General features: G+C 55.5%; 15 protein-coding genes and 4 pseudogenes. 7 read left to right on the forward strand and 12 right to left on the reverse strand.

The features are described from left to right. Window positions 1-18 precede the first annotated feature (18 nt). Both KGB28_RS01705 and KGB28_RS01710 read left to right on the forward strand, forming a co-directional pair. Window positions 19-474 carry a MarR family winged helix-turn-helix transcriptional regulator gene (locus KGB28_RS01705; RefSeq protein WP_223441602.1) on the forward strand — a complete coding sequence of 152 codons (456 nt, stop codon included), beginning with the start codon at window positions 19-21 and terminating at the stop codon, window positions 472-474. A gap of 195 nt (window positions 475-669) precedes the next feature. Further along, a complete protein-coding gene (locus KGB28_RS01710; RefSeq protein ID WP_223441604.1) occupies window positions 670-1,896 on the forward strand; it encodes a multidrug effflux MFS transporter in 1,227 nt (408 codons plus the stop codon). 425 nt (window positions 1,897-2,321) lie between these two features. On the opposite strand, the pseudogene KGB28_RS01715 reads toward KGB28_RS01710, so the two are convergent. Both KGB28_RS01715 and KGB28_RS01720 read right to left on the reverse strand, forming a co-directional pair. Continuing rightward, window positions 2,322-2,985: pseudogene (locus tag KGB28_RS01715) on the reverse strand (FAD-dependent oxidoreductase); the annotation flags it as partial. Window positions 2,986-3,602: 617 nt separating this feature from the next. Next, a pseudogene (locus KGB28_RS01720) lies at window positions 3,603-3,984 on the reverse strand (beta-ketoacyl-ACP synthase II); the annotation flags it as partial. Window positions 3,985-3,989: 5 nt separating this feature from the next. Here KGB28_RS01720 and KGB28_RS01725 point away from each other — a divergent pair. After that, window positions 3,990-4,672, forward strand: a pseudogene (locus KGB28_RS01725) (NAD(P)(+) transhydrogenase (Re/Si-specific) subunit beta); the annotation flags it as partial. 182 nt (window positions 4,673-4,854) lie between these two features. Here KGB28_RS01725 and KGB28_RS01730 read toward each other — a convergent pair. Further along, complete coding sequence (locus KGB28_RS01730; protein ID WP_223441607.1) at window positions 4,855-5,628, reverse strand: YkgJ family cysteine cluster protein; 774 nt, start codon at window positions 5,626-5,628, stop codon at window positions 4,855-4,857. 307 nt (window positions 5,629-5,935) lie between these two features. Continuing rightward, a complete protein-coding gene (locus KGB28_RS01735; protein WP_223441610.1) occupies window positions 5,936-7,054 on the reverse strand; it encodes an NADH:flavin oxidoreductase in 1,119 nt (372 codons plus the stop codon). A gap of 102 nt (window positions 7,055-7,156) precedes the next feature. On the opposite strand from KGB28_RS01735, the gene KGB28_RS01740 reads away from it, so the two are divergent. Beyond that, on the forward strand, window positions 7,157-7,540 hold the full coding sequence (locus KGB28_RS01740; protein ID WP_223441613.1) for a winged helix-turn-helix transcriptional regulator: 384 nt from the start codon (window positions 7,157-7,159) through the stop codon (window positions 7,538-7,540). 288 nt (window positions 7,541-7,828) lie between these two features. Then, window positions 7,829-9,255, forward strand: a pseudogene (locus KGB28_RS01745) (aldehyde dehydrogenase family protein). A gap of 267 nt (window positions 9,256-9,522) precedes the next feature. Here the strand turns inward: KGB28_RS01745 and KGB28_RS01750 are convergent. Next, window positions 9,523-11,769 carry a TonB-dependent siderophore receptor gene (locus tag KGB28_RS01750; protein ID WP_223441615.1) on the reverse strand — a complete coding sequence of 749 codons (2,247 nt, stop codon included), beginning with the start codon at window positions 11,767-11,769 and terminating at the stop codon, window positions 9,523-9,525. A gap of 389 nt (window positions 11,770-12,158) precedes the next feature. Next, entirely contained in the window at window positions 12,159-13,007 is an 849-nt protein-coding gene (locus tag KGB28_RS01755; RefSeq protein ID WP_223441617.1) for an AraC family transcriptional regulator, read from the reverse strand. 154 nt (window positions 13,008-13,161) lie between these two features. Here KGB28_RS01755 and KGB28_RS01760 point away from each other — a divergent pair, with 154 nt between their 5' ends. Next, window positions 13,162-13,569: a hypothetical protein gene (locus tag KGB28_RS01760; RefSeq protein WP_223441619.1), complete on the forward strand. Its 408-nt coding sequence runs from the start codon at window positions 13,162-13,164 to the stop codon at window positions 13,567-13,569. 59 nt (window positions 13,570-13,628) lie between these two features. Here the strand turns inward: KGB28_RS01760 and KGB28_RS01765 are convergent, their stop codons facing one another. The 6 genes from KGB28_RS01765 to KGB28_RS01790 form a co-directional block, all read right to left on the reverse strand. Further along, the gene (locus KGB28_RS01765; RefSeq protein WP_223441621.1) at window positions 13,629-14,909 is read right to left on the reverse strand and encodes an OprD family porin; all 1,281 of its coding nucleotides are present in this window, start codon (window positions 14,907-14,909) and stop codon (window positions 13,629-13,631) included. 284 nt (window positions 14,910-15,193) lie between these two features. Further along, a complete protein-coding gene (locus tag KGB28_RS01770; protein WP_223441623.1) occupies window positions 15,194-15,889 on the reverse strand; it encodes a DUF4286 family protein in 696 nt (231 codons plus the stop codon). Between the two features lie 21 nt (window positions 15,890-15,910). Then, entirely contained in the window at window positions 15,911-16,804 is an 894-nt protein-coding gene (locus KGB28_RS01775; RefSeq protein WP_223441625.1) for a fumarylacetoacetate hydrolase family protein, read from the reverse strand. A 3-nt stretch (window positions 16,805-16,807) separates the two neighbouring features. Then, complete coding sequence (locus tag KGB28_RS01780) at window positions 16,808-17,608, reverse strand: 2-keto-4-pentenoate hydratase (RefSeq protein ID WP_223441628.1); 801 nt, start codon at window positions 17,606-17,608, stop codon at window positions 16,808-16,810. Next, window positions 17,605-18,405 (reverse strand): IclR family transcriptional regulator, encoded by an 801-nt coding sequence (locus KGB28_RS01785; protein WP_223441631.1) that lies wholly within the window; start codon window positions 18,403-18,405, stop codon window positions 17,605-17,607. The genes KGB28_RS01780 and KGB28_RS01785 overlap by 4 nt, the downstream gene beginning before the upstream one ends. Window positions 18,406-18,694: 289 nt before the next feature. Further along, the gene (locus tag KGB28_RS01790; protein ID WP_223441634.1) at window positions 18,695-19,873 is read right to left on the reverse strand and encodes a fumarylacetoacetate hydrolase family protein; all 1,179 of its coding nucleotides are present in this window, start codon (window positions 19,871-19,873) and stop codon (window positions 18,695-18,697) included. A 120-nt stretch (window positions 19,874-19,993) separates the two neighbouring features. Between KGB28_RS01790 and KGB28_RS01795 the strand changes: the two genes are divergently transcribed. Continuing rightward, entirely contained in the window at window positions 19,994-20,980 is a 987-nt protein-coding gene (locus KGB28_RS01795) for a LysR family transcriptional regulator (RefSeq protein ID WP_223441637.1), read from the forward strand. The last annotated feature ends 61 nt before the right edge of the window (window positions 20,981-21,041 follow it).

A 21,041-nucleotide genomic window follows, 5' to 3' on the forward strand; every position in this document is an offset into this window, starting at 1 on the left:
GCAGGTACAATATACCGCATGAAGAGACCGATCAAGCCACAAGGATGCACCAACCTTAAGCTTCGCCAGCTCACACGCATGGTGACGCGTCACTACGACCACTATATCGCAGAGACCGGGTTGAAAAACACGCAGTACGCGCTGCTATCGCATGTCGTCAGACTAGGGCCAATTCGTCCAAGTGATCTGGCAAAGCGCATGCAGATGGATGCTTCGACTTTGACCAGGAACCTTCAGCCTTTGGCTGCCCAAGGCTTGCTGAAGGTGGGTGCAGGCGATGATTCTCGCAGCCGTCTTGTCGAGGCGACTGAGGCTGGACACGCGAAGCGAGCTGAAGGACAGCGCGCCTGGATGATCGCGCAAACGGCACTCAACGAGCTATTAGGCATCGAGCGCGTGGCCGAATTGCACGATCTTCTGGATGCCTGTATCGAGTGCCTTGGCGACGATGCCGATGACACATCAGTGGCATGATTTTTTCGCGCGCAAGCTTGAACCTAAACGCCCTTGAAAAAAAAGCCAAAGGATTTAAATCCATGACGACAACTTTTGTCCGCCCTTCAACTCGGGCGGCCGACGTCAAAAATACATCCTTTACCTATCGAAAGGCTGGCCTCCAAGGCGACGCCGCTCACATTATTTGTATACAGCGTGCACGGGAGATTACGCATGGAGGCTAAGGGCACATTGGCGGTTATCGGAGCGGAATCGCGACCATTCAACCAGCCACTGACCGGGAAAATTGTGGCACTGCTTGCAGGTTTAGCGGCTATCAGCACGCTGTCCACGAATATCATCCTGCCGGCGTTCCCCGTCATCGGCGCAGACTTGGGGGTAGACGCTCGCGAGCTTGGCCTGACGCTGTCCAGCTTCTTCATCGCCTTTGCACTGGGCCAGTTGGTGGTCGGGCCACTGGCTGACCGCTACGGACGCAAGAAGCTGGTGCTGGGCGGACTCGCGATCTTCGTGGTGGGCACCGTCATTGGAGGCCTCGCCACCACACTCGATACGCTAATTGCAGGGCGCGTCATCCAGGCGTTGGGCGTGTGCGCCGCCTCTGTGTTGTCGCGCGCAATTGCACGGGATCTGTTTGAGGGCGAGGCACTCGCTCGTGCCTTGTCGCTGACCATGATCGCCACCGCAGCAGCGCCAGGTTTTTCACCACTGGCGGGGAGCCTGCTGTCGGTCACGCTTGGATGGCGGGCAATTTTTATCCTAGTAGGGCTAGCCGCCATAGCGCTCGCCTTTTTCTACGTGCGCGGTCTCGGTGAAACCCATCCAGCCGACCGACGCGCGCCGCATTCAGCCAAGAGTGTAATGCGAGCCTATTGGCGGTTGACGCTGGATAAGCGCTTCATCCTGCCTGCTCTTTCGATGAGCCTGCTGATGAGCGGACTGTTCGCGTCGTTCGCCGCTGCCCCCGCTATTTTGATGAAAGGGATCGGCCTGACGTCGTTGCAGACAGGCCTGTACTTCGCCTGCACGGTATTCGTTGTGTTCGCAGCTGGCATGGCGGCCCCGCGCCTGGCGCATCGTTACGGCCCAAGACTCATTACCACACTCGGCATTGCCTGTGCCATGACAGGCGCAGGACTACTCCTCGCAGGTCCGACCGATCCGAGCCTTGGATGGTATGCCCTTTCAATGGTCACGTTTCTTTGGGGCATGGGCCTGGCCAATCCACTGGGCACAGCCATCACCATGGGGCCTTTCGGCAAAGAAGCCGGGATGGCTTCCGCCCTGCTGGGTTTTTTTTCCATGGGGGCGGCTGCACTGACAACCTGGCTAGTCTCGGTACTAACATTTGCGCCGGTCACGACGCTGGGCGGTGTACAGACGACAGCGTGCCTGATCGCGCTTGCGCTGTTCCTTCTACGAGGCAATCTCGCGAAATAAAAGCGAAGTTACTGAGGCTTTGCGTCTCGTTTCCGTAACAAGCAACAACGGGAGAATCAGTATACAGATCAAAGGTAGCGTGGCGCTGGTGAACGGAGCCAACCTTGACTTGGGCAACACCTTCGTGCAGTCGCTGTTCGCGGCAAGCGATGCGAAAACGTATGCTGCGGCACCGCGAACCCTTCGCTCTCACAGCCCAGGCCAACGCGGCGCCACGTCAAACGCAATCGATTGAGGGCGGTCCGTCGCCCAACCTCGCGGTGTTCAACGAGCCGCAGTATCACGGATTGGTTGAGCCCACGTTGGAAGGCAAAGCCATTTGGACCGCAGTTGTGACACATCTTCCAACGCGACGCACAGGAGTTTTCTAGCATCACCAAAGGCACCCTCCCCGCAAAGTTGACCTATTATGGCTTGCGCTGCCATCAAAACTGCGTCGGCAGCCCAATCACGCTCATCGAAGCTTGGCGCATCGCTTCGGAGCGAGTGGGGTGGGCGTGGCTGATCAGTCCAATGTCTTGGGAGGAGGCCGTAAACTCTATGGCGACGCAAAATTCGGCGATTATTTCGCTTACACTCGGCCCTAGCAGATGCACTCCGAGGATTTCGTCTGTTCGCTCATCGGCCAGAACTTTGGCGAAGCCATCAGTCTCGTGATTGACCTTCGAGCGACTGTTGGCGCTGAACGGGAATTTCCCAATCTTGTAGGCGCGGCCATCAGCCTCGATCAGCTCAGCGTCGCCACCGTCTGCGGGTTCCACGCTGAGATTCACGCCGTGATTCGACGTGGTTGGGGTGGTGACTTTTGAACTGAGCTTGAACGTAATGCCCTGGAGTGAGAGTGAGCGTTGCTGGGTTTGCCTGCTTCCAGATCTGTCCCGTGAGCGACGTGGTCAAGGTATCCACCACCGTGACTTTCGCGCCCAGGCGCCGCCACAACGAGCCTAATTCCAGCCCAATAACGCCCGTGCCGATGACCGCCAGATGATTAGGTGCTTCGGTCAGAGACAACGCGCCGGTAGAGTCCAAAATGCGTTTGTTGTCGATGTCTACGCCGGGTAGCGGCGTGGGCTCGGACCCGGTGACGACTTAGCGGTTATCAGCACGCTGTCTAGGAACATCAGTCCAATTGATCCAGCAAAGCCCTCTCAGTCTCCTACCCCCACTGCTCGGCCCCGAAAGTTCTATGCAGAAGCGCTGTTCCCAGCATTGCAGAGAGGTGGACCAGCACTTGCTCCTTCATTCTTCTAGGACCCGACGCCTGGGCCACACTAAGTAAAGTGTCAAACAAAACCCTTGTCCCTTCTCGATAGGATTGCGAACACAATTGCTCGGGGACGCGCCCCACCGCGTCATGACTGAACGCAACGATTGCACACCGGCCCTCTCCAGCAAAAGCAAGGTACCGGAAGATCAAATATCGATAGGGGTTTTCAGTCGTCAATCCAGCCCGCGCGGCTTGCGCCTCCCATATACCTTGCGTCTTACGAAACGAAAGACGGCAGACTTCAGCCGCAAGCACTTCCTTGAAACTGAAGTACTTATAGCCCCCCATTGGTCATGCCTACCTCAGGCATGATGCTGGCTTCGTTCACACCAACTTTGAAAAACAACCTCGCCGCTGCGTCCAAAATCAGAGCGCGCGTCGCATCTGCCTTGCTGCCTTTACAGCGACTCATCTGCTGCCTTCTGGGCATAATCTGCCATCACACTTCAAACTCAGGCGCACAGCGGCGGAACAGCACGCTCGCGTTAACGCCGCCAAAACCGAACCCATTTGAGAGTGCGTTCGTGATCGCCATCTCCCGGGACTTGAGGCCTACCAAGTCAAGCCCATCAGCCGCCTCATCGGGATGATTCAAGTTGAGCGTAGGGGATACGATCTGGTCGGGAAGCGCCAATACGGTAAAGATCGCTTCGATGCTTCCGGCCGCACCCAGAAGATGCCCGGTGGCAGACTTGGTCAAGCTGATCGCCACGCCAGAGCCACTCCCGCACACCGAACGAATCGCAAGCCAACTCGCCCTTGTCACGGACCTGTGTGGAGGTCACTTGTGCGTTGATGTGCTGAACATCCACGGGACTGACTTTTCGCGATGCTGATCATCGCCGGTTCGTTGGTTGGCTACAGCGACGCGATCCTCTCGTACATCATGTGCAAGGCGATGAACCGTTCCTTCTTTAGTGTGCTGCTCGGTGGTTTCGGCAACAGCGCCGACGCGGCCGACGCAGCAGGCTCGAAAGAAGCACGCCCGGTGAGATCCGGCTCGGCTGACGACGCAACCTTCCTGCTGACCTACGCCGACACCGTGATCATCGTTCCAAGCTATAGCTTGGCGGTAGTGCGGGAGCAACATGCGCTGAAAGAGCTGACCGAGAAGCTGCCCATCGTGACGTGACCGTGAAGTAAGCGATCCACCCAGTGGCAGGGCGCATGCCCAGGCACATGAACGTGCTGCTGGCCGAGCCGAAGTGTCTTACGACCAGGACGTTCGAGATGGAAGACATCAACTCCGAGTTCGGCCAAGCCGACGTGGTGCTGGTGCTGGGTGCCAACGACGTGGTCAACCCGGCCGCCAAGAACGATCCGAAATCGCCGGTTGACGGCATGCCGATTCTCGAAGCGTTCAACGCCAAGACCTTCATCGTCAATAAGCGCTCGATGGCCAGCGGCTATGCCGGCCTGGACAACGAACTGTTCTAACTGAACAAGACCATGACGGTCTTTGGTGATGCCAAGAAGGTCATCGAAGACATGGTTAAAGCAGTCGATTAGCCCTGTTTCCAGCATCGCCATATCCTGCGGGCTACGCCTGCGCGCGATATGGCGAAGTTTATATTCGAACGCTGGCAAAGTTGATTCGCCGCGAGTTTGGCTCAAGGCCGACATAGGCCAGTAATCGGCATGAAGCTGTCATTAGGTGACTAATAAGCCTGGCAAATCACTAAACTCTCCGATTAAATCGAGTGAAAGATATATTCAGTCTGTGCGCGAAGATCCAGTTCAACACCTGCTTCATGCAGACGAGTGCGGAGGTCAGCATCATTGACACGTACTTTCCAAGACACATTTGCCGGCACATCGCCCCCCGCGCGAACGAGACTGATGGCCCGCTGCAACTGCGCACGGTCGGCCAAGTAAACAGCCAGCGCGTTGCCTTTCCAGGCGGCAACACTCATCCCCATCGCCGCGCATACTAAAACTTTAGCCTTGGCGTCGTCACGGTCAGCCTGACGGGAGCGTTGAATCTGATCCTCCAAGACAGGATCAACTATACGGTCAGAACACAACACCTCTCCCGTCTCCCAGACTTCCGGAGGGCAGACCTTTTCTGCGGGGTGTACGGTTAGAAATGGATTGATTTCCATCGGATAGATTCGACAGACCAGCGGTCGATCTTCATAGATCTCGCAGTGGTTATCCTCCCCTAAACTTGGACACTGTGTCAGTGCGTTGCCCGCGAAAATGGCTATTACCTGAATACGTGCATCTCCACTGACGACGTCTACCGCGCGTTGCACGCTGTGGGCGTAGTGCTCTGGCAACGGGAAGGCTGATGTGTCGAAAACTTCGAGTATGACTGCGATGTCGCCACCGCGATTTAACCATTCCTCGGCCTCTTGAAGAGTCAGAGGAATAAGACGTTCTTTACAGCAAGTTCCGCACCCGTTACAGGTAAACCGCGTGACGTTGTTTTTTATGAGCGTCACTGATTGGTTTATAGGTGTCATGATCAGTCCTGTTCATCGCCTCCAAACTTCGAGTAGCGGCGATGGCTAAAAATACGGGCATACCCATGGCGACGCCGTATCACCTGGCCGACGGGCATCTACGACTCGCACATAGATGCCCGGGCGCCACTGTAATTCAATCCAACTCTGGCGGATGTTGAGTGGTCATAACAGGTCGGTCATTGAAACAGTGCAAGCTGTACTCAACAACGAATTACGACTCGAGCTCGCAGAATCCGAGGCGAGACCTCTGATTCCTTCAGACTAAAACCTGTGTGGCCTCACACTCTCCACTCCGTTACGAGGTTCAAGCCAATTCGGCTAAAGAGGCCGGATTGAAGCCCTTCAGGTCCGCGTAATCGCCTTGTTCCACTTTGGCGACCCAATCCTTGTCACTCAGCAGAACACGCCCTACTGCGATCAGATCAAACTCTTCGCGCTCCATACGCTCGACGAGCCGATCCAGACTCGCAGGGGTTGATCCCTTGCCGGCGAATGCGTGAGTCACATCGTTATCCAGCCCGACCGAACCGACGCTAATGGTTGTGGCTCCAGTAACTTTCTTTGCCCAGCCTGCGCAGTTCAGCCCGTTCTCACCATCAATTTCGGGAAACTCAGGGTCCCAGAAGCGTCGCTGCGAGCAATGCAGAACATCAACACCCGCTTCGACCAAGGGCAGCAGCCAGTCTTCCATTAATGCAGGGGTCTCGGCGAGGCGCACCCCAAAGTCCTGCGGCTTCCACTGGCTAACGCGCATGATGATAGGGAATTCGGGGCCGACCGCATGACGAACGGCAGACACGATCTCAGCGGCAAAGCGCGAGCGCTCTTTGATCGTCGGTCCGCCATAACGATCGGTGCGCAGATTGGTGCCGGCCCAGAAGAACTGATCGATCAAATAACCATGAGCCCCATGGATCTCAACGGTGTCGAAACCCAGGCGTTTGGCATCCGCGGCTGCCTTGGCAAAAGCCGCAACTGTGTCTGCAATATCCTCTTCGCTCATCGCCACACCGCGCGGGTCGTTTGGCGAATCGAGGCCAGATGGGCTTTCGACGGGCGCATCAGGCTCCCAGCCGCTGACGTCACGCACTGCACCGGTGTGCCAGAGTTGCGGCCCCATACGGCCACCCGCATTGTGGACAGAATCGATCACGTTCTTCCATCCGGCCAGCGCTGCTTCACCGTGGAAAAAAGGAATGCCGGAACCGTTACGTGAAGCGGGACGATCGATGACCGTCCCTTCTGACAAAATTAATCCGGCCCGACCTTCAGCGCGCCGCCGGTAGTATGCAGCGCTCCCTTCGCCGGGAATGCCCTCCGGCGAAAATTGCCTCGTCATCGGCGCCATGACAATCCGGTTTTTCAGCTCAAGCGAGCCGATGGAAAAAGGACGGAATAAAACGCTGGTATCAGGATTTGACACTGGATGGACTCCATTTGCTTTCGGAAGCCATATAAGTATATTTTGTAAACCAAATGTCAATTAGGCACCTAGAGTCGCCTAGGTATACATGAGGAAACTTCGATGCTGGAATTAAAGCCGCAATGTTTTTCGTCGGAGTGCCCAAGCCGGGCGCTGTTCGACCAAATCGCAGACAAGTGGTCAATGATGGTGCTGGCGGTGCTTGATGACGGGCCGCATCGTTTTAACGCCATCAGGCGCCGTCTGGAAGGCGTCACTCAGAAGGCACTGACACAGTGCCTGCGGCGGCTGGAACGAAATGGTCTCGTCTCGCGCGAGGTCATTTCATTCTCGCCCGTGGCAGTCCAGTATGAGATCACTCAACTGGGTCGAACACTGCAGCAGCCATTTCGCGAATTGCATAAATGGACGCTCGATAAATTGCCCGAGGTTGAGGCGGCCCGGTTGAAGTTTGACGAGGCCGCGGACGTAAAGCTGACTACGTGATTCTTTTTAACGACTCCCCGCCACTGCCACCCTGCAACGCATTACTTGATAGTTCTGCTGGCGGTATCCCTAAACCTACCAGCGCTACATTAAGTGCCTAATTGACTCTAGGTTTATCACGTATACCTTGTCATGGCCGACAATGATGGTTTCACTCGATGCCCCATTGCGACCTTTGATCGACGCCTCTCTGCGATTCGATTGGCCAAGCGCCTTCGATATCGACGCGGGGTGCACTGATCCCAGCGGCCTGACCTTTTTGGAAAGCCCAATATGACGAGGACTAAAATGCGCAAAAATCTTCAGTTTTACATCGATGGTTCGTGGGTGAAGCCCGCAGCTAATACCGTAATAGATGTAATTAATCCGGCTGACGAAACGGTTGCCGGCCAGGTCGCGCTCGGTGGCACCATCGACGTCGATGAAGCGGTCGCAGCGGCGAGAGCCCCTTCCAGACCTTCTCGCAGATATCGGTTGATGAGCGTCTTGCACTATTCGATCGAATCATCGCAGCCCACCAGTTGCGCGCACATGACCTTGCGATAGCAGTGTCCGACGAAATGGGCGCACCGCTATGGCTTGCCGAGCAATTGCAAGTCACGGCCGGCCTCGCCCACATTCAAATCGCTCGCGCCGCGTTAGCCAAATATAGTTTCGAACACGAGATGGGCACCACTGAGATCGTACGCGAGCCGATTGGCGTCTGTGCGTTAATCACGCCATGGAACTGGCCGCTCAATCAGTTGAACTGCAAGGTGGCCGCAGCGTTGGTGACAGGCTGCACGATGGTGGTGAAGCCATCTGAAGTGTCGTCCTTCTCGGCGACGATCTTTACCGAGATCATGCACGATGCCGGTGTACCTGCCGGTGTTTTTAATCTGGTACATGGAGACGGCAAGGGTGTTGGCGAAGCACTGACTAGCCATCCTGAAGTCGATCTCGTCTCGTTTACTGGATCCACCCCCGCAGGCATCCAGGTAGCGCGCAATGCTGCACTGACGGTGAAACGCGTACACCAGGAACTGGGCGGAAAGTCGCCGAACATCCTTTTGCCGAGCGCCGATTTTCCGTCAGCCGTGGCGGCGGGCGTGGCTCAAATTATGCTCAACAGCGGTCAATCATGTAATGCGCCGTCGCGGATGTTAGTCCCTGCGGAGCGAATGGCGGAAGTCGCCGATCTCGCGCGTGCAGCTGCAGCGGAGTGGGTCGTGGGACACCCGGCGAACAATGCCAAAATGGGCCCGGTCGCCTCCGAGGCGCAGTGGAGCAAGATCCAGAACCTGATCCAGGTCGGCATCGAAGAAGGTGCGACGCTGATCGCAGGGGGGCTTGGCCGACCTGAAGGGCTCGACACCGGTTTCTACGTCCGGCCGACCGTCTTCTCCAACGTGACGAATGACATGACTATCGCCCGCGAGGAGATCTTCGGCCCGGTGCTTGTCATCATCGGTTATACCGATGAAGCAGACGCAGTAGCGATCGCCAATGACACGGTATTCGGTCTTGCCGCTTATGTTCAGGGCGAACATACAGCCGCCGAGGCAGTGGCGCGTAAACTTCGGGCCGGACAAATCACGCTCAATTATGCCGACATGGATTTGGCGGCCCCGTTCGGGGGATACAAGCAGTCGGGTAACGGTCGTGAATGGGGAGAGGTTGCGTTCGGCGATTTTCTCGAAACCAAAGCGATCGTTGGCTTTCGCAGGGTCGTCTGACAGGCCCCTGCTGCCGGACTGATTGTTATGCGCTGAAGGCAATTAAGCTGGGACACCCGAGGAGGTTAGATGAAATCGGAACCCAAAGCCTGGATGTAAGTAACGGTATGACCACGTACCGTTACTTACTGCTTTTGAGCACGGAGCAGACTTATCAGGTGCGCGCCTACGGGAGAAATCACGAAACCTCACCGTTGAGATGCTTGCCTATTTCCAAGATCTATTCGAGGTGCCCAATAGTTAGGTCGCAGCGCTTACCCACGCGAGCTACAGCTTATAGTTCAATGTCATCAGAGCATTCCGCGGCGCTCCATAACTTACCGTGTCGAAGTCGCCCTTCTGCGTTGCATATTTTTTATCAAACACATTATTAACATTGATTGATACGTCCATGTGACTTGTCATCTCATAACGGGCCATCAGTGACGTCAACGCATAGGGATCTTGTTCCGCTACCCGTGTGCTGGTACTACTGCTCAAAAAGCGGCTTTGCCATCTGATGCCTCCACCCAACGTTAGCTTCTCCCATATTCCGGGTGATGTGTACGTCGTGAACATCTGAGCGGTAGTGCGTGGCACCTGAGCATTAAGCCTGGCGTCATTACCATCTTTGGCCGTGAAAGCCGCAACGCCAGCGTAGACATTCCAATTGGTAGCAACCTCACCCTGCATGTCAAACTCGATCCCACGGGATTTGTTTCCGTCAATTCCTTTGTAAGCCTGGGCTCCGCCTGGCGTAAGAAGACTGCCGTCCGCTTGTGCAGCATTGTCCAGTTCGGTGTCAAACAATGCGACAGACGCATTCAGTCTGCCTCCCAGGTATTCAGCCTTGAGGCCAATCTCTTTCGTCTTACCTTCAGTAGGCGTAAGGACGTTGCCGTTGCTGTCTCGGAATGATGATTGAGGATTATAGATGCCGGTATAACTGATATAAGCAGAATACGTACTGTCAATGTCGTATATTAAACCTGCATAAGGCGTAAATTCATTACTCTTTTTAAAACTGAACGGTGTTCCGCCTGCGGTCTCGTCGATCTCGTATCGATTGAACCGCCCGCCTAGAATCAACTTCAATGGATCAGCCAAAGAGAGTCTCGCCGTACTGTAGAAACCGCGCTGCTTAATCTCGGTATTGGTCGGTATTGACGTCATTGCATCGAAGTCAGGCTTGGGGAAGTGACTATTCCAATCGTAGATGTTGACGGGCGTGAACCCTGAAAAAAAGGGGCTGACGTCGTCTTTGTTCGAGGTATATCGAGAACTCATACCTCCCACCACCAGGTCATGTTGGCGTCCCATCAAGTCGAAGGGACCGCTCGCCATCACATCAAAGGTGTTCTGACGGCTTTTACCTTCGCCGGCCAACGCTTTCGGATAAGCGCCATTAGGAAAACTGCCCAATCCAGTATCCTGGTCAGGTGTACCAGAACTCCCCATTAGCTGGGTGTCATACTTAGTACGGTACTGATTCACGACACCCTGGACTTTCCAACCGTTATCAAACCGGTGTTCCAGTTCGGCAAAAGCACTCTGCCGGGCACTGTCCCAGCGGCTCCAGTCCGCAGCCACAGATTTGGAACGCGACCATTCTGCTTCTGAAACATTGCTGAACCATAGAGGAGTACCGCCCCAAGTCGGTCGCTTAGGGGAACTATTCTGGTAGTCGTAACCTATACCCAAAGTAGTGTCTTCAGTGAGATCTGCCTCAATGATCCCGTAGAGCGCTTGCTTTTGTGTTTGATAACCGTCGAGGTAAGAGTGGCCATCATTATTGACCCCTACCATACGTGCCCGAACGCGACCGTCGGTTGTCAGGGGTACGGAAATATCCCCCACCTCTCTAAAACTGTCCCATGACCCCGCACTGATAGAGGTGGAGGCCGAAAACTCCGGCGTTGGTCTTTTGCGCACCAGGTTGACGGCGGCCGACGGATTGCCCGTGCCGGTGAGAAGTCCGTTAGCCCCGCGCACAATTTCGACACGGTCGTAAAAGGCAGTTTCCAGGTCGCTGATACCGCTGCCGTTTATGACGTCGCCGATGACGGCCGGTATGCCGTCATATTGGATGTTGTCGATCAGAAAGCCTCGGGCATAAAAGCTCGTGCGTTGGCTATCAGATTGGTAAGACGAGATGCCGGTCGTGTTCTCCAGCACTCCCTGGACTGAATCCAGCTTTTGATCGTCCATGCGCTGACGTGTGACCACGGAAACTGATTGCGGCGTCTCCCGCAGCGTCAGCGGCAAGCGAGTCGCGGCGGTGGTCCGGCCAGTGGTGTAAAGTCCAGTCCCTTCCGTCGTGGTGGCATCGGGTGTTCCTGTCGCGCTTATCGTCACCGATGGGAGGATCATCACGCCCTGAGACTGGGTGCTCTCATCAGCTTCGACAGTGTCCTGCGCCATCACACAACTCGAACTACCTAAAAACACAATCAGCGCTGCAGCAACTGGTTTTTTCACCAGACACTGAGCCACGCAATGGTGCCTCTCACCGCAGTAAGTCAACGAACTCCACATCAGACATTCCTTATCAAGAAAAAAACAGACAGCGGCCGACCATCGAGAGACGGATTCGAGGGAAGGCCGAGAACTCAACCGGAACCAGACCGGAGAACAGAAGTGAGGAATCAACCTCAAGTGAAATTGATTTTCATTCGTTGTCGCGCAATCTAGCAACAAGCAGCCATTGCCAGATATCGAGGTATGGCCAGATTATTTTCCAGTTCAGCCAATGTGCGCGACGGGGCGTTTTCTGGCCGGAATTGAGCGTAACCGCCGTCAATTTTGACTTTGATTGGGTAAGGAAGGAGGTATGTTTCCTGTATCGTTCTACGATGCCTTGGGACAGGCAGATCGCAATACAGCACCAGAAACGATGGGGTCCGATTAGCCGCCGTTACACGTCATCAAGGAAACAGGATTGACGGCACGTGCAATGATTCACTCGCGATGAGAGCGCTGGCTGAGCGGGTGGAAAGATACTGCACAGGAGGTTTGCCTACGGTTTTGCGGAACATCGTGATAAAGCCGCTGGGTCCCTCATAACCGAGCTCCAATGCAACCGTTTGAACGCTCTCTCCTTTGGTCATACGTTGCAGTGACAGAATCACATGCAACTGCCGACGCCAACGCCCAAAACTCATCCCTATTTCCTGCAGTAAAAGCCGACTCATGCTGCGCTCACTCATACCGATGCGAGTGGCCCAATCGTGCACCGAAATCTTAACCGCAGGGTCGGCCAAGAGCATTTCAGCAAGCCTGCGCAGACGCGTGTCGCGAGGCATCGGTAAATGCAGGTCCTGCACGGGGGCCGCCGACAATTCATCCAACAACGTTGCGATCAAGCGTTCTTCGCGCGCGCAAGTGACTGCGTTTCCCGAGAAGCCTGCCGCCTTCAGCAGCAACTCACGCAACAGCGGCGACACGCCAATCGTGCAGCAGCCTCGCGGAAGATCCGGGGCGGCATCAGGTTCAACAAACAGGCAATAACATTCTGTTTCTCCGGAACCACGTGTCGCATGTGACAAACCACCGGGTATCCATACGGCACATTGCGGTGGAACGATCCAGACGCCATCTTCTATTTCACAATTGAGGATACCGCGCACGGAGTAAAGCAGTTGCGCCTTACGATGTTGATGACTGGCTTGCTCCCAGTCCTTGCTAACCATTGAAGCGCTGAGTGCAACGACGGGCCGCGAAAAGCTATCGACGTCCCACTTGGTAAACGTGTCTTTGTTAGCAGTGTTCGCCATAGCAGGTGCGCGCCTTTCGCTAAGCCAAGAAAAAAATCTGGCTGACTCGAACAACATTGTGGCAATACTGTGCAATCACGCCAGCTCGCTTACAGGGTATCCTGAAACTGCGAGACATCACAGAGGTTTGGCAACTCGTCGAAGGACTATAGAAATGCGTATCGATGCCACCCAATTTCCGTTCGTTTGGTTGCAAAAAACCACACTGGGCGATAGCCAAGAAAAGTCACTTGCTAAGTTCGAAGCCTTGATTGCTCGCAATGAACCCTTCGTCCTCCTAAGCAACGAAGGTCTAGATAAGGAACAACCGGAACACTCACCAGACGAAATGAAACAAATGGCTCTGTGGATGAAGCGCCATAAAAGCGAACTCAAGAGGTATGTCAAAGCCTCGATTCATATCGAATCAAGTCTCACCAAACGCTTAGCAGGCAAAGCGTTCGCAGTTGTGTATGAAAAATTTTGGGGCTATCCCATGCTCATGACAGCTACTGAAGATGAGGCCTTGGCGCTGGCGCAGAAATTATTGGAACCAACGCTCATGAAAACCAGAGAGTTTTAGAAAAGTAGCGGCGTGCCTAAACGACGCCTACTTATCAAGGAGTGCGATCGAAAGACGCTTTATAGCAGTGAGATGGGATAATTAATGAAAATCCGGTTTTCATCAAACTCATTGGTGCTGAAGTCCCGACGAATCGACGCATTGCGCCATTTCACGTTGAGGTTTTTCAGCGCGCCGCTCTGCACGGTGTAGGCCAGTTCGGTTTCACGGCCCCATTCCTTGCCGTCGTCGACCGCGGCGGTGTGCACGTTGTCGCCGCTAATGTAGCGGTTCATCAGGGTCAGTCCCGGCACGCCGACGGCGGCGAAGTTGAAGTCGTGGCGCAGTTGCCAGGATTTTTCCTGGGCGTTGTCGTAGCTGGAGTTGTAGCTGTCATTGGCCAGGGTGCCGCCGCTGGTGCCGTTGACGCGCATCCAGGCATCGTCGCCGCCGACTTTTTGCAGGCCGACGTAGAAGGTGTTGCCGCCGTATTTGGCCGAGAGCAGGGCGAACGCGGTTTTGTTGTCCAGGTCGCCGGCCAGAGCGCTGCCGTCTTCCTTGCCGATGAAGTAGCCGAGGTTGGCGCCCAGGGTCCAGTCGCCGATGGGCTGGCTGTGGGTCAGGTTGAAATACTGCTGTTGGTAGATGTCGGACAGTTCCGAATACCAGACGCCAACCTGGGTGCGTTTTTCGTTGAAGGCGTATTCACCGCCGCCGAAGTTGAAACGGTCGGACGTGAACGCGCCGCGGCCGTTCATCGACATGTCTTCCATGCTCGCGTCGTTGCGCGGGCTGTTGGCGCGGAACTGACCGCCGTACAGGGTCAGGCCGCTGATTTCCGTGGACGTCACCTGGCCGCCACGGAAGGTTTGTGGCAGGGAGCGTCCGTCGTCGGAGCGCAGGATCGGCAGCACTGGCATCCATTCACCGACCTTCAATTCGGTCTTCGACACCTTGGCTTTCAGGGCGACGCCCAGGCGACCGAAATCGTCGGCCGGACGACCGTCATCATGCACGGGCAGCAATTGTGTACCTGCCGTGCCACGGCCGCCGTCGAGCTTGACCGAGTACGTGCCCAGCACATCCACACCGAAACCGACCACGCCCTGGGTGAAACCGGACTTGGCGTCGAGGATGAAACTCTGGGTCCACTCCTCAGCTTTACCTTGGGCGGCGTTCGGGTTGGTGAAGTTACGATTGATGTAAGCGTTGCGCAAATTGAGGGTGGCCTTAGCGCCATCGACAAAGCCGCTATTTTGATCGGCTTGAACAGCCACTGACGAACCCGCGCAGACCGCAAGAGTCAGACTGATCAGGGATTGATGTGCAGGCACGCTGCGGGAACTAATAGGGTAGCGCATGATGTTTTCTCACAATGAGTTATTATTGTTTTGTTGCGATTTTTAGCTCGTTATTCAACTTGCTCACAGGTAGCGCGAAGCGTTAACTATCGAGCAACTGCGGAAATCCCTTTCTGTCTTTTAACAGCCCTTTATTGAGCAACTTGATAATTGGTTAATATCACCTTAAGCAAAATCCGAGCGTGCGCAGACGCGAGCCTAACTCAATGCCTGCAATGGCACGCTCGTGAGAAATTGCGTGAGAACAACAACTGAAAGTTAAAACGTACTCGAACGCTCGGCGATCAACCCGCACACCCCGGCGTTTTGCAACGTGTGTATTCCAATTGATAAAGCGTGGTTTCTGGTCCCATCGATTGCCCCTCCAACAGCCGTTGTAACTCGGCCACAAAAGACTCGCCGGCGACGCGAACGTAGTCAGGCGCACAACCTTCGATCATGACGATCCAGGCCGGTATTTGGGTCCCTTCGGCGCGGGCCTTTTTCTCTGCGGTTTCAACCTTGCTCACGGCCTCATCAGCAACACACAAATGCACGCCGGTAATACCCTGTGTATCAACAAGGGGAGGAAGCACGCGTTGGCGCAATGCGTCTGACACCGATTGATGCCGCCCTTCGACAACATCGAAACGGACCGTTAACAAATACGCGCCCTGCCCTACACCGCTGGTGTAAGTGACCTCGCAAATGGATCGAGCGACGTTGCGATAGGACTTCACTGACTGCTGGGTCCATGCCGTCGGACTGTTGAGACGCGATAAATAATCCTGCCCTCCCAACACCTGCACAGTGTCAGCCTCATAGAGGTTGAAATAGGTCGGCCCTGCATCCAAAGCGATGTATCGGCGGCCCCGCAAAAAACCCGGAATTCCAGCCCGCTCAGGCATGTGTTCACGGTTATGCCACTCATAGAACTCGTCCCGCGCTTCGGGCAAAAGATCATGCCAGATCGCGACTACACCTGTTCCTGCAAAGCTCATAGCGTTTTCCTCTAGCGATAGTCAGTCAACATTGGGATGGCGACCGGCGACCCATGCAGCCCCCATTTCAGCAACGTAAGGAACCACGGTCTGAAATTGTTCACCCAGCCCTTGGCCACCGACACGCATGGTGTCACCCGCCTTGAGGAATACCGGTGGCTTCTGCCCGAGCCCCACACCTGGCGGCGTTCCTGTAATGATGACGTCACCCGGCATTAGCGGCATGAAGCGACTGAGGTACGCGACAATATGTGCAACGCTGAAAATCATCGTACGGGTATTACCGGTCTGGAGACGTTTGCCGTTCACGTCGAGCCAGAGGTCAAGTGCCTGCGGATCGGCAATTTCGTCGCGAGTGACCAGCCAAGGTCCCAGAGGTGCGAAAGAAAAGCCGCTTTTCCCCTTGGTCCACTGACCTTCGTACTCGAGTTGATAAGCCCGCTCGGAAACATCATTGGCCAAGCAATAACCGGCGATGTGATCCAAAGCCTGCGACTCATCAATCTGCCAGGCAGGCGTACCGATGACGATGGCCAGTTCGACTTCCCAATCAAGCTTCTGAGCCCCCGTTGGTAAAATGACCGGGTCATTGGGTCCACTGATGGACGCGGTGTGTTTGTTGAAGACCACCGGCTGGCTCGGGATAGGTGTATTTGTTTCAGCCGCGTGATCGGAGTAGTTCAGACCGATGCAAATCAGGTTCGGTACGCTGCCTACGCAAGGACCAAGACGTGTGCCAGGCGCCACCACCGGCAGCTTTTCAACGTCCACAGCACGTAGTTTTTCGAGCACTGTCGGGCTCAGGGCCGACGCATCGATGTCGTCGACAATGCCCGAAAGGTCTCGCACGATCCCTTGCGAGTCCAAAATTCCCGGCTGTTCCTGCCCCGGTAAACCAAAACGAACTAAGCGCATTTGTTACTCCTCCAGCGTTGAGAAATGGACAGACAATGAGCCTGCTTCGCCGAACTGAACATGCAGTGGCTGATTGACGGGCACATCGAGAACACCTGCATAGGACCCGGTGATAATCACCTGCCCTGCTTGCAGCCCTATCCCTTGTGTAGACAGAAAATTGGCCAGCCATACGATCGGCAACAACGGACCCCCGTCCGGATGGCGGCCCTTGATATTCAGAAGCTCTGCCGTTGCATCGCTCAGGGTGATATCCAGTTCAGAGGGCATGCTGGCAGAGTTCGACAGCGTGATTGGCGCCCCAAGTACCAGGCCGTGATTGAATAGACCGTCCGCGAGCAATTGCTCGAATGGCAGTGTGTGAGGATCGGTGTAACGGCAGTCGATCACTTCCAATGCCAGGTGCACATCGCTGATCGCTGCAACAATCTCTTCAGTTGTATAAGGCTCGACACGTGCCGGCAAATCACGGGCAAGGACGCATGCCAGTTCAGGCTCGATGCGCGCCTTATCGGCGTCGGCGGCCAGTCGGTAACGTTCGCCGTTTACAATGCTGTCGTTGTAGATCGGGGCCACGATCCACTTGCCAGCCGGGGGTAACGCACACTTCCACCCCCCCACGGTTTTTCCAGCCAATGGCCCCACGTGCTGCTGGATGGCAAAACCTTGTGCGAGGCTGGTTGGCAGGTTCGGACCTGGCAAGGATGCCAGCCGACCCCCCTCTAGCCGTGCACGGACCAGAGCGGCAGCGGCGACTTCCAGCCCTGCCCCCGCCTCGGTCCATGCAGGTGCGAGTTGGCTCATACGTTCTCCGTATGCACGCTGTTCTGGCGCGGCCAAACCGTCCCCAGCTTGTTGGCTGCATCTTCCAGCAGAGCATGCAATTCGTCATAACGTTCAGGCTGCATGCGCAAGACCGGGCCGGCGATACTCATCGTGCCGACCACAGTGCCGGACGGAACCAGCTTGACCGGTACGGCAATCGCCCAAACACCTGCCTCGGCTTCCTCAATGACCAAGCCATACCCGCGCTTTCGGGTCAGCGCTAGCTCGGCCAACAAACCTTCAATGCTATTGATCGCTTTCGGCCCCATCCCGGCGTCAGCTTTCCCCAATCCGCTACGCAGCGCATGCTCAATGGCCAGCTCATCAGGCATTGATGCCAGCCAGGCCTTGCCATTGGCGGTGGCGTAGAGATTGATCGGTTTATCCATGGCTGGCGAATACACGAGCCCCGGCGCAGCGCCTTGGGCCGAAGACAGCCAGGACAAGGTGCCCTCGTTGACCACCGTCAGCCGCACCAACTCATGACACTGAACCGCCACTTGCTCAAGGATCGGCTGGACCAATTCAGGCAAGCCAATCCCATGTAAATAGCGCTGCCCCAACAGTGCAAGCTTGAGAGTCAAGCGGTATTGCGAGGTGGCTTCATCCTGCTCTGCCCACCCTTGCTCGACTAACTGAGCAAGCACTCGATGAGCGGGCCCCTTTTCCAGGCCCAACTCAGCTGCGATATCGGACATCCGCATCCAGCGAGCTTCACGTGCCAGCAGCTCAATAGCCTCCAGACAACGGTCAACAGCACCTTTGACGACTCTCATATTTTTCTCGACTTATCTTTGACAATGAGGTGAATGTGAGCAACATTGTTCGTACTGGAACGACGTTCCAATAGTATGCAGGCGCCACTCGATAAGTCAAACCCGCTTGTATCTGGTTGGCCTTATCGAGACAGAGCTGGACGCGCAGGCGGTCTCCAGAAGGTGGGGACGCCTGACAGGTATAAAAAACCGAACCCTTCGGGCCCGGCTCTTTTATCGATAGACGTGCGCCTGTGCATGGTCAATCTCCGCGGAAGAACGCCCAATGCCTCTCACTTCCCCGCCTTACCTACAGCAGTCCGCGAGCAGCAAGATTGTGCATCATCGCCCGCAAGCCGAAAGTCCAGGGCGCAGCCTCATGGCTGTAGGTGACTGTGTTGCGCAGTGTGCCCAGCAACGGGCTACCTATGCTGACCTCATCACCCTGCTTATGTGTAAAGCCGCTTCCCGGCTCCTCACGATCCTGGGTAGGCGCAAACAAGGTCCCGAGAAAAAGCATGAAGCCATCAGGGTATTGGTGATCGCCGCCGACCGTCTGGGCCACGAGATCCAACGGGTCACGGCTGATCAGTGCCATGGAGCTGCTGCCTTCAAGGATGAAGCCGTCGTCGCCCTGAACTTGCAAATCCACGACGCAATTGCGCACGTCATCGAGCGTAAACGCTTCATCGAACAGACGAATGAACGGGCCGATCGCACAGGACGCATTGTTGTCCTTGGCCTTGCTCAACAGCAGTGCGCTGCGGCCTTCAAAATCACGCAAATTGACGTCATTGCCCAAGGTGACGCCATGCACTTGGCCTCGACTGTTTACCGCGAGCACGATTTCCGGCTCTGGGTTGTTCCATTCAGACTTGTGATGGATGCCGATTTCGCTGCCACTGCCCACTGCGGCCAGAACCGGTGCCTTCGTGAAGATCTCCGCATCCGGGCCAATACCGACCTCCAGGTATTGCGACCACATACCCTGCTTGATCAGCACAGCTTTAAGGCGCATCGCTTCTGGCGAGCCCGGTTTGATTGCCCGCAAGTTATCGCCTATGGCTTCTTGCACCAAGCGCCGAACACTTTCGGCTTTGGCAGCATCGCCTCGGGCCTGCTCCTCGATTACCCGCTCAATCATGCTGGACGCGAAGGTCACCCCAGCCGCCTTGATGACTTGCAAATCTGCTGGGGGCAACAGAGAAGCCTTGCCGGGATCGGAATGGATGCCGGTGTTCCCAAGCAGCTCCTCGACGGTCCCGATGTACCTGCCAGGCGTCTGACGAACCGCCAACAACGGCGAGGCGTGTTCCAGCAGTTCGCTTATTGTCGAAAAGACTTCAGAAAGGTCAAACACACCGTCCTCACGCAACTGCACCGGCGAGGGGCCTGCAATCGCACCCGGGATCCAGGCGCGGCCGATCAGCGTTCCGGCCAGGCCATCCACTGGCAGGGTGTTTTCGCGCGTCAGTTTCAACTTCGACATAGAGCTTCCAGATCAGTCAGCCATCAGAGCCGTAAAAGTAATGGACCGCCCCCGTAAATCCCAATGAAAGAATCTCACCAATCAATGCTGTTTCGTTATCGACAGACAAGGCCTTATCCAATGGAAAACGATCAAATTACTTTTGGCAGTGTCACCCGATGGCTGAAGATCAAACATTTGGTACTGGTCAATAGCCTGGCCAAGACCCGCAATATGCACACGACCGCAGAACAGATGAATGTTACGCAACCGGCCATCAGTAAATTGCTTCGCGATCTGGAAGTACTCCTGGGTTTCCCACTGTTTGAGCGTCAAACGCGCAACCTGGTCCTTACTGAACTAGGAGAGTTTGTGGCCCGTTATGCGCGTATTACCTTGGAAGACGCGGAATCGTTCGTCGACCAAGTCAACAAGCTGCGAAAAGGCGGGCATGGCCATTTAAAAATCGGCACCATTTTCGCCGCAACATCAGTGGTGCTGCCTGAAGCGATCGCCAGCATAAAACGCGATCGCCCCCTGCTTTCTATTGAGGTGATCGAACAAACCAGTAACCAACTGCTGGAAATGCTCGAACAAAAAAAACTTGATTTGATCATCGCGCGCTTCACGGATGAGGATTGTCAGTCTTTCGAATTTACATCGCTGGGACCTGAACCCTTTTGTCTTGTGGTGAACAGCACACACCCTCTGTGCCGACTGAAGGAAGTCCCCACCGAAGCACTCAGCGAATGGCCATGGGTCATGTATCCCTTTAATACGCCGATCCGACAACGCATGGAGCGCGCGTTCACACTGTTCAAGATCGCCCCGCCAACCAACACCGTTGAGACCATTTCGATGCAAACCTTCCTGCAGTTGCTGCAGTCTGGGCCAATGCTCGCCATGCTCCCCGAGTCCATGGTCCAGTCGCAACTGCAAAATGGGCAGCTTCAAATCCTCAATACGCCCTTCAAAGTTGAATCTCAGGATTACGGGGTTATCACTCGCAAGGATGAGCCCCTGTCAGAGCCAACGCGGATGTTTGTTGCGACCTTATTAGAGTTCGCCAGACTGCGGCAAACTGCTACAGAGAAGAGGCACTGCAGCGATCCCAGTAAAAGTCGATGAGGCAAAGTTATCGAGCAATCGAAAGCTCTCATTAGGCAGCCATTTCTATGAATCCTATAGT

The sequence above is a fragment of the Pseudomonas sp. BF-R-19 genome, from assembly GCF_019956445.1.
In the GTDB taxonomy this organism is placed as follows: domain Bacteria; phylum Pseudomonadota; class Gammaproteobacteria; order Pseudomonadales; family Pseudomonadaceae; genus Aquipseudomonas; species Aquipseudomonas fluorescens_BH.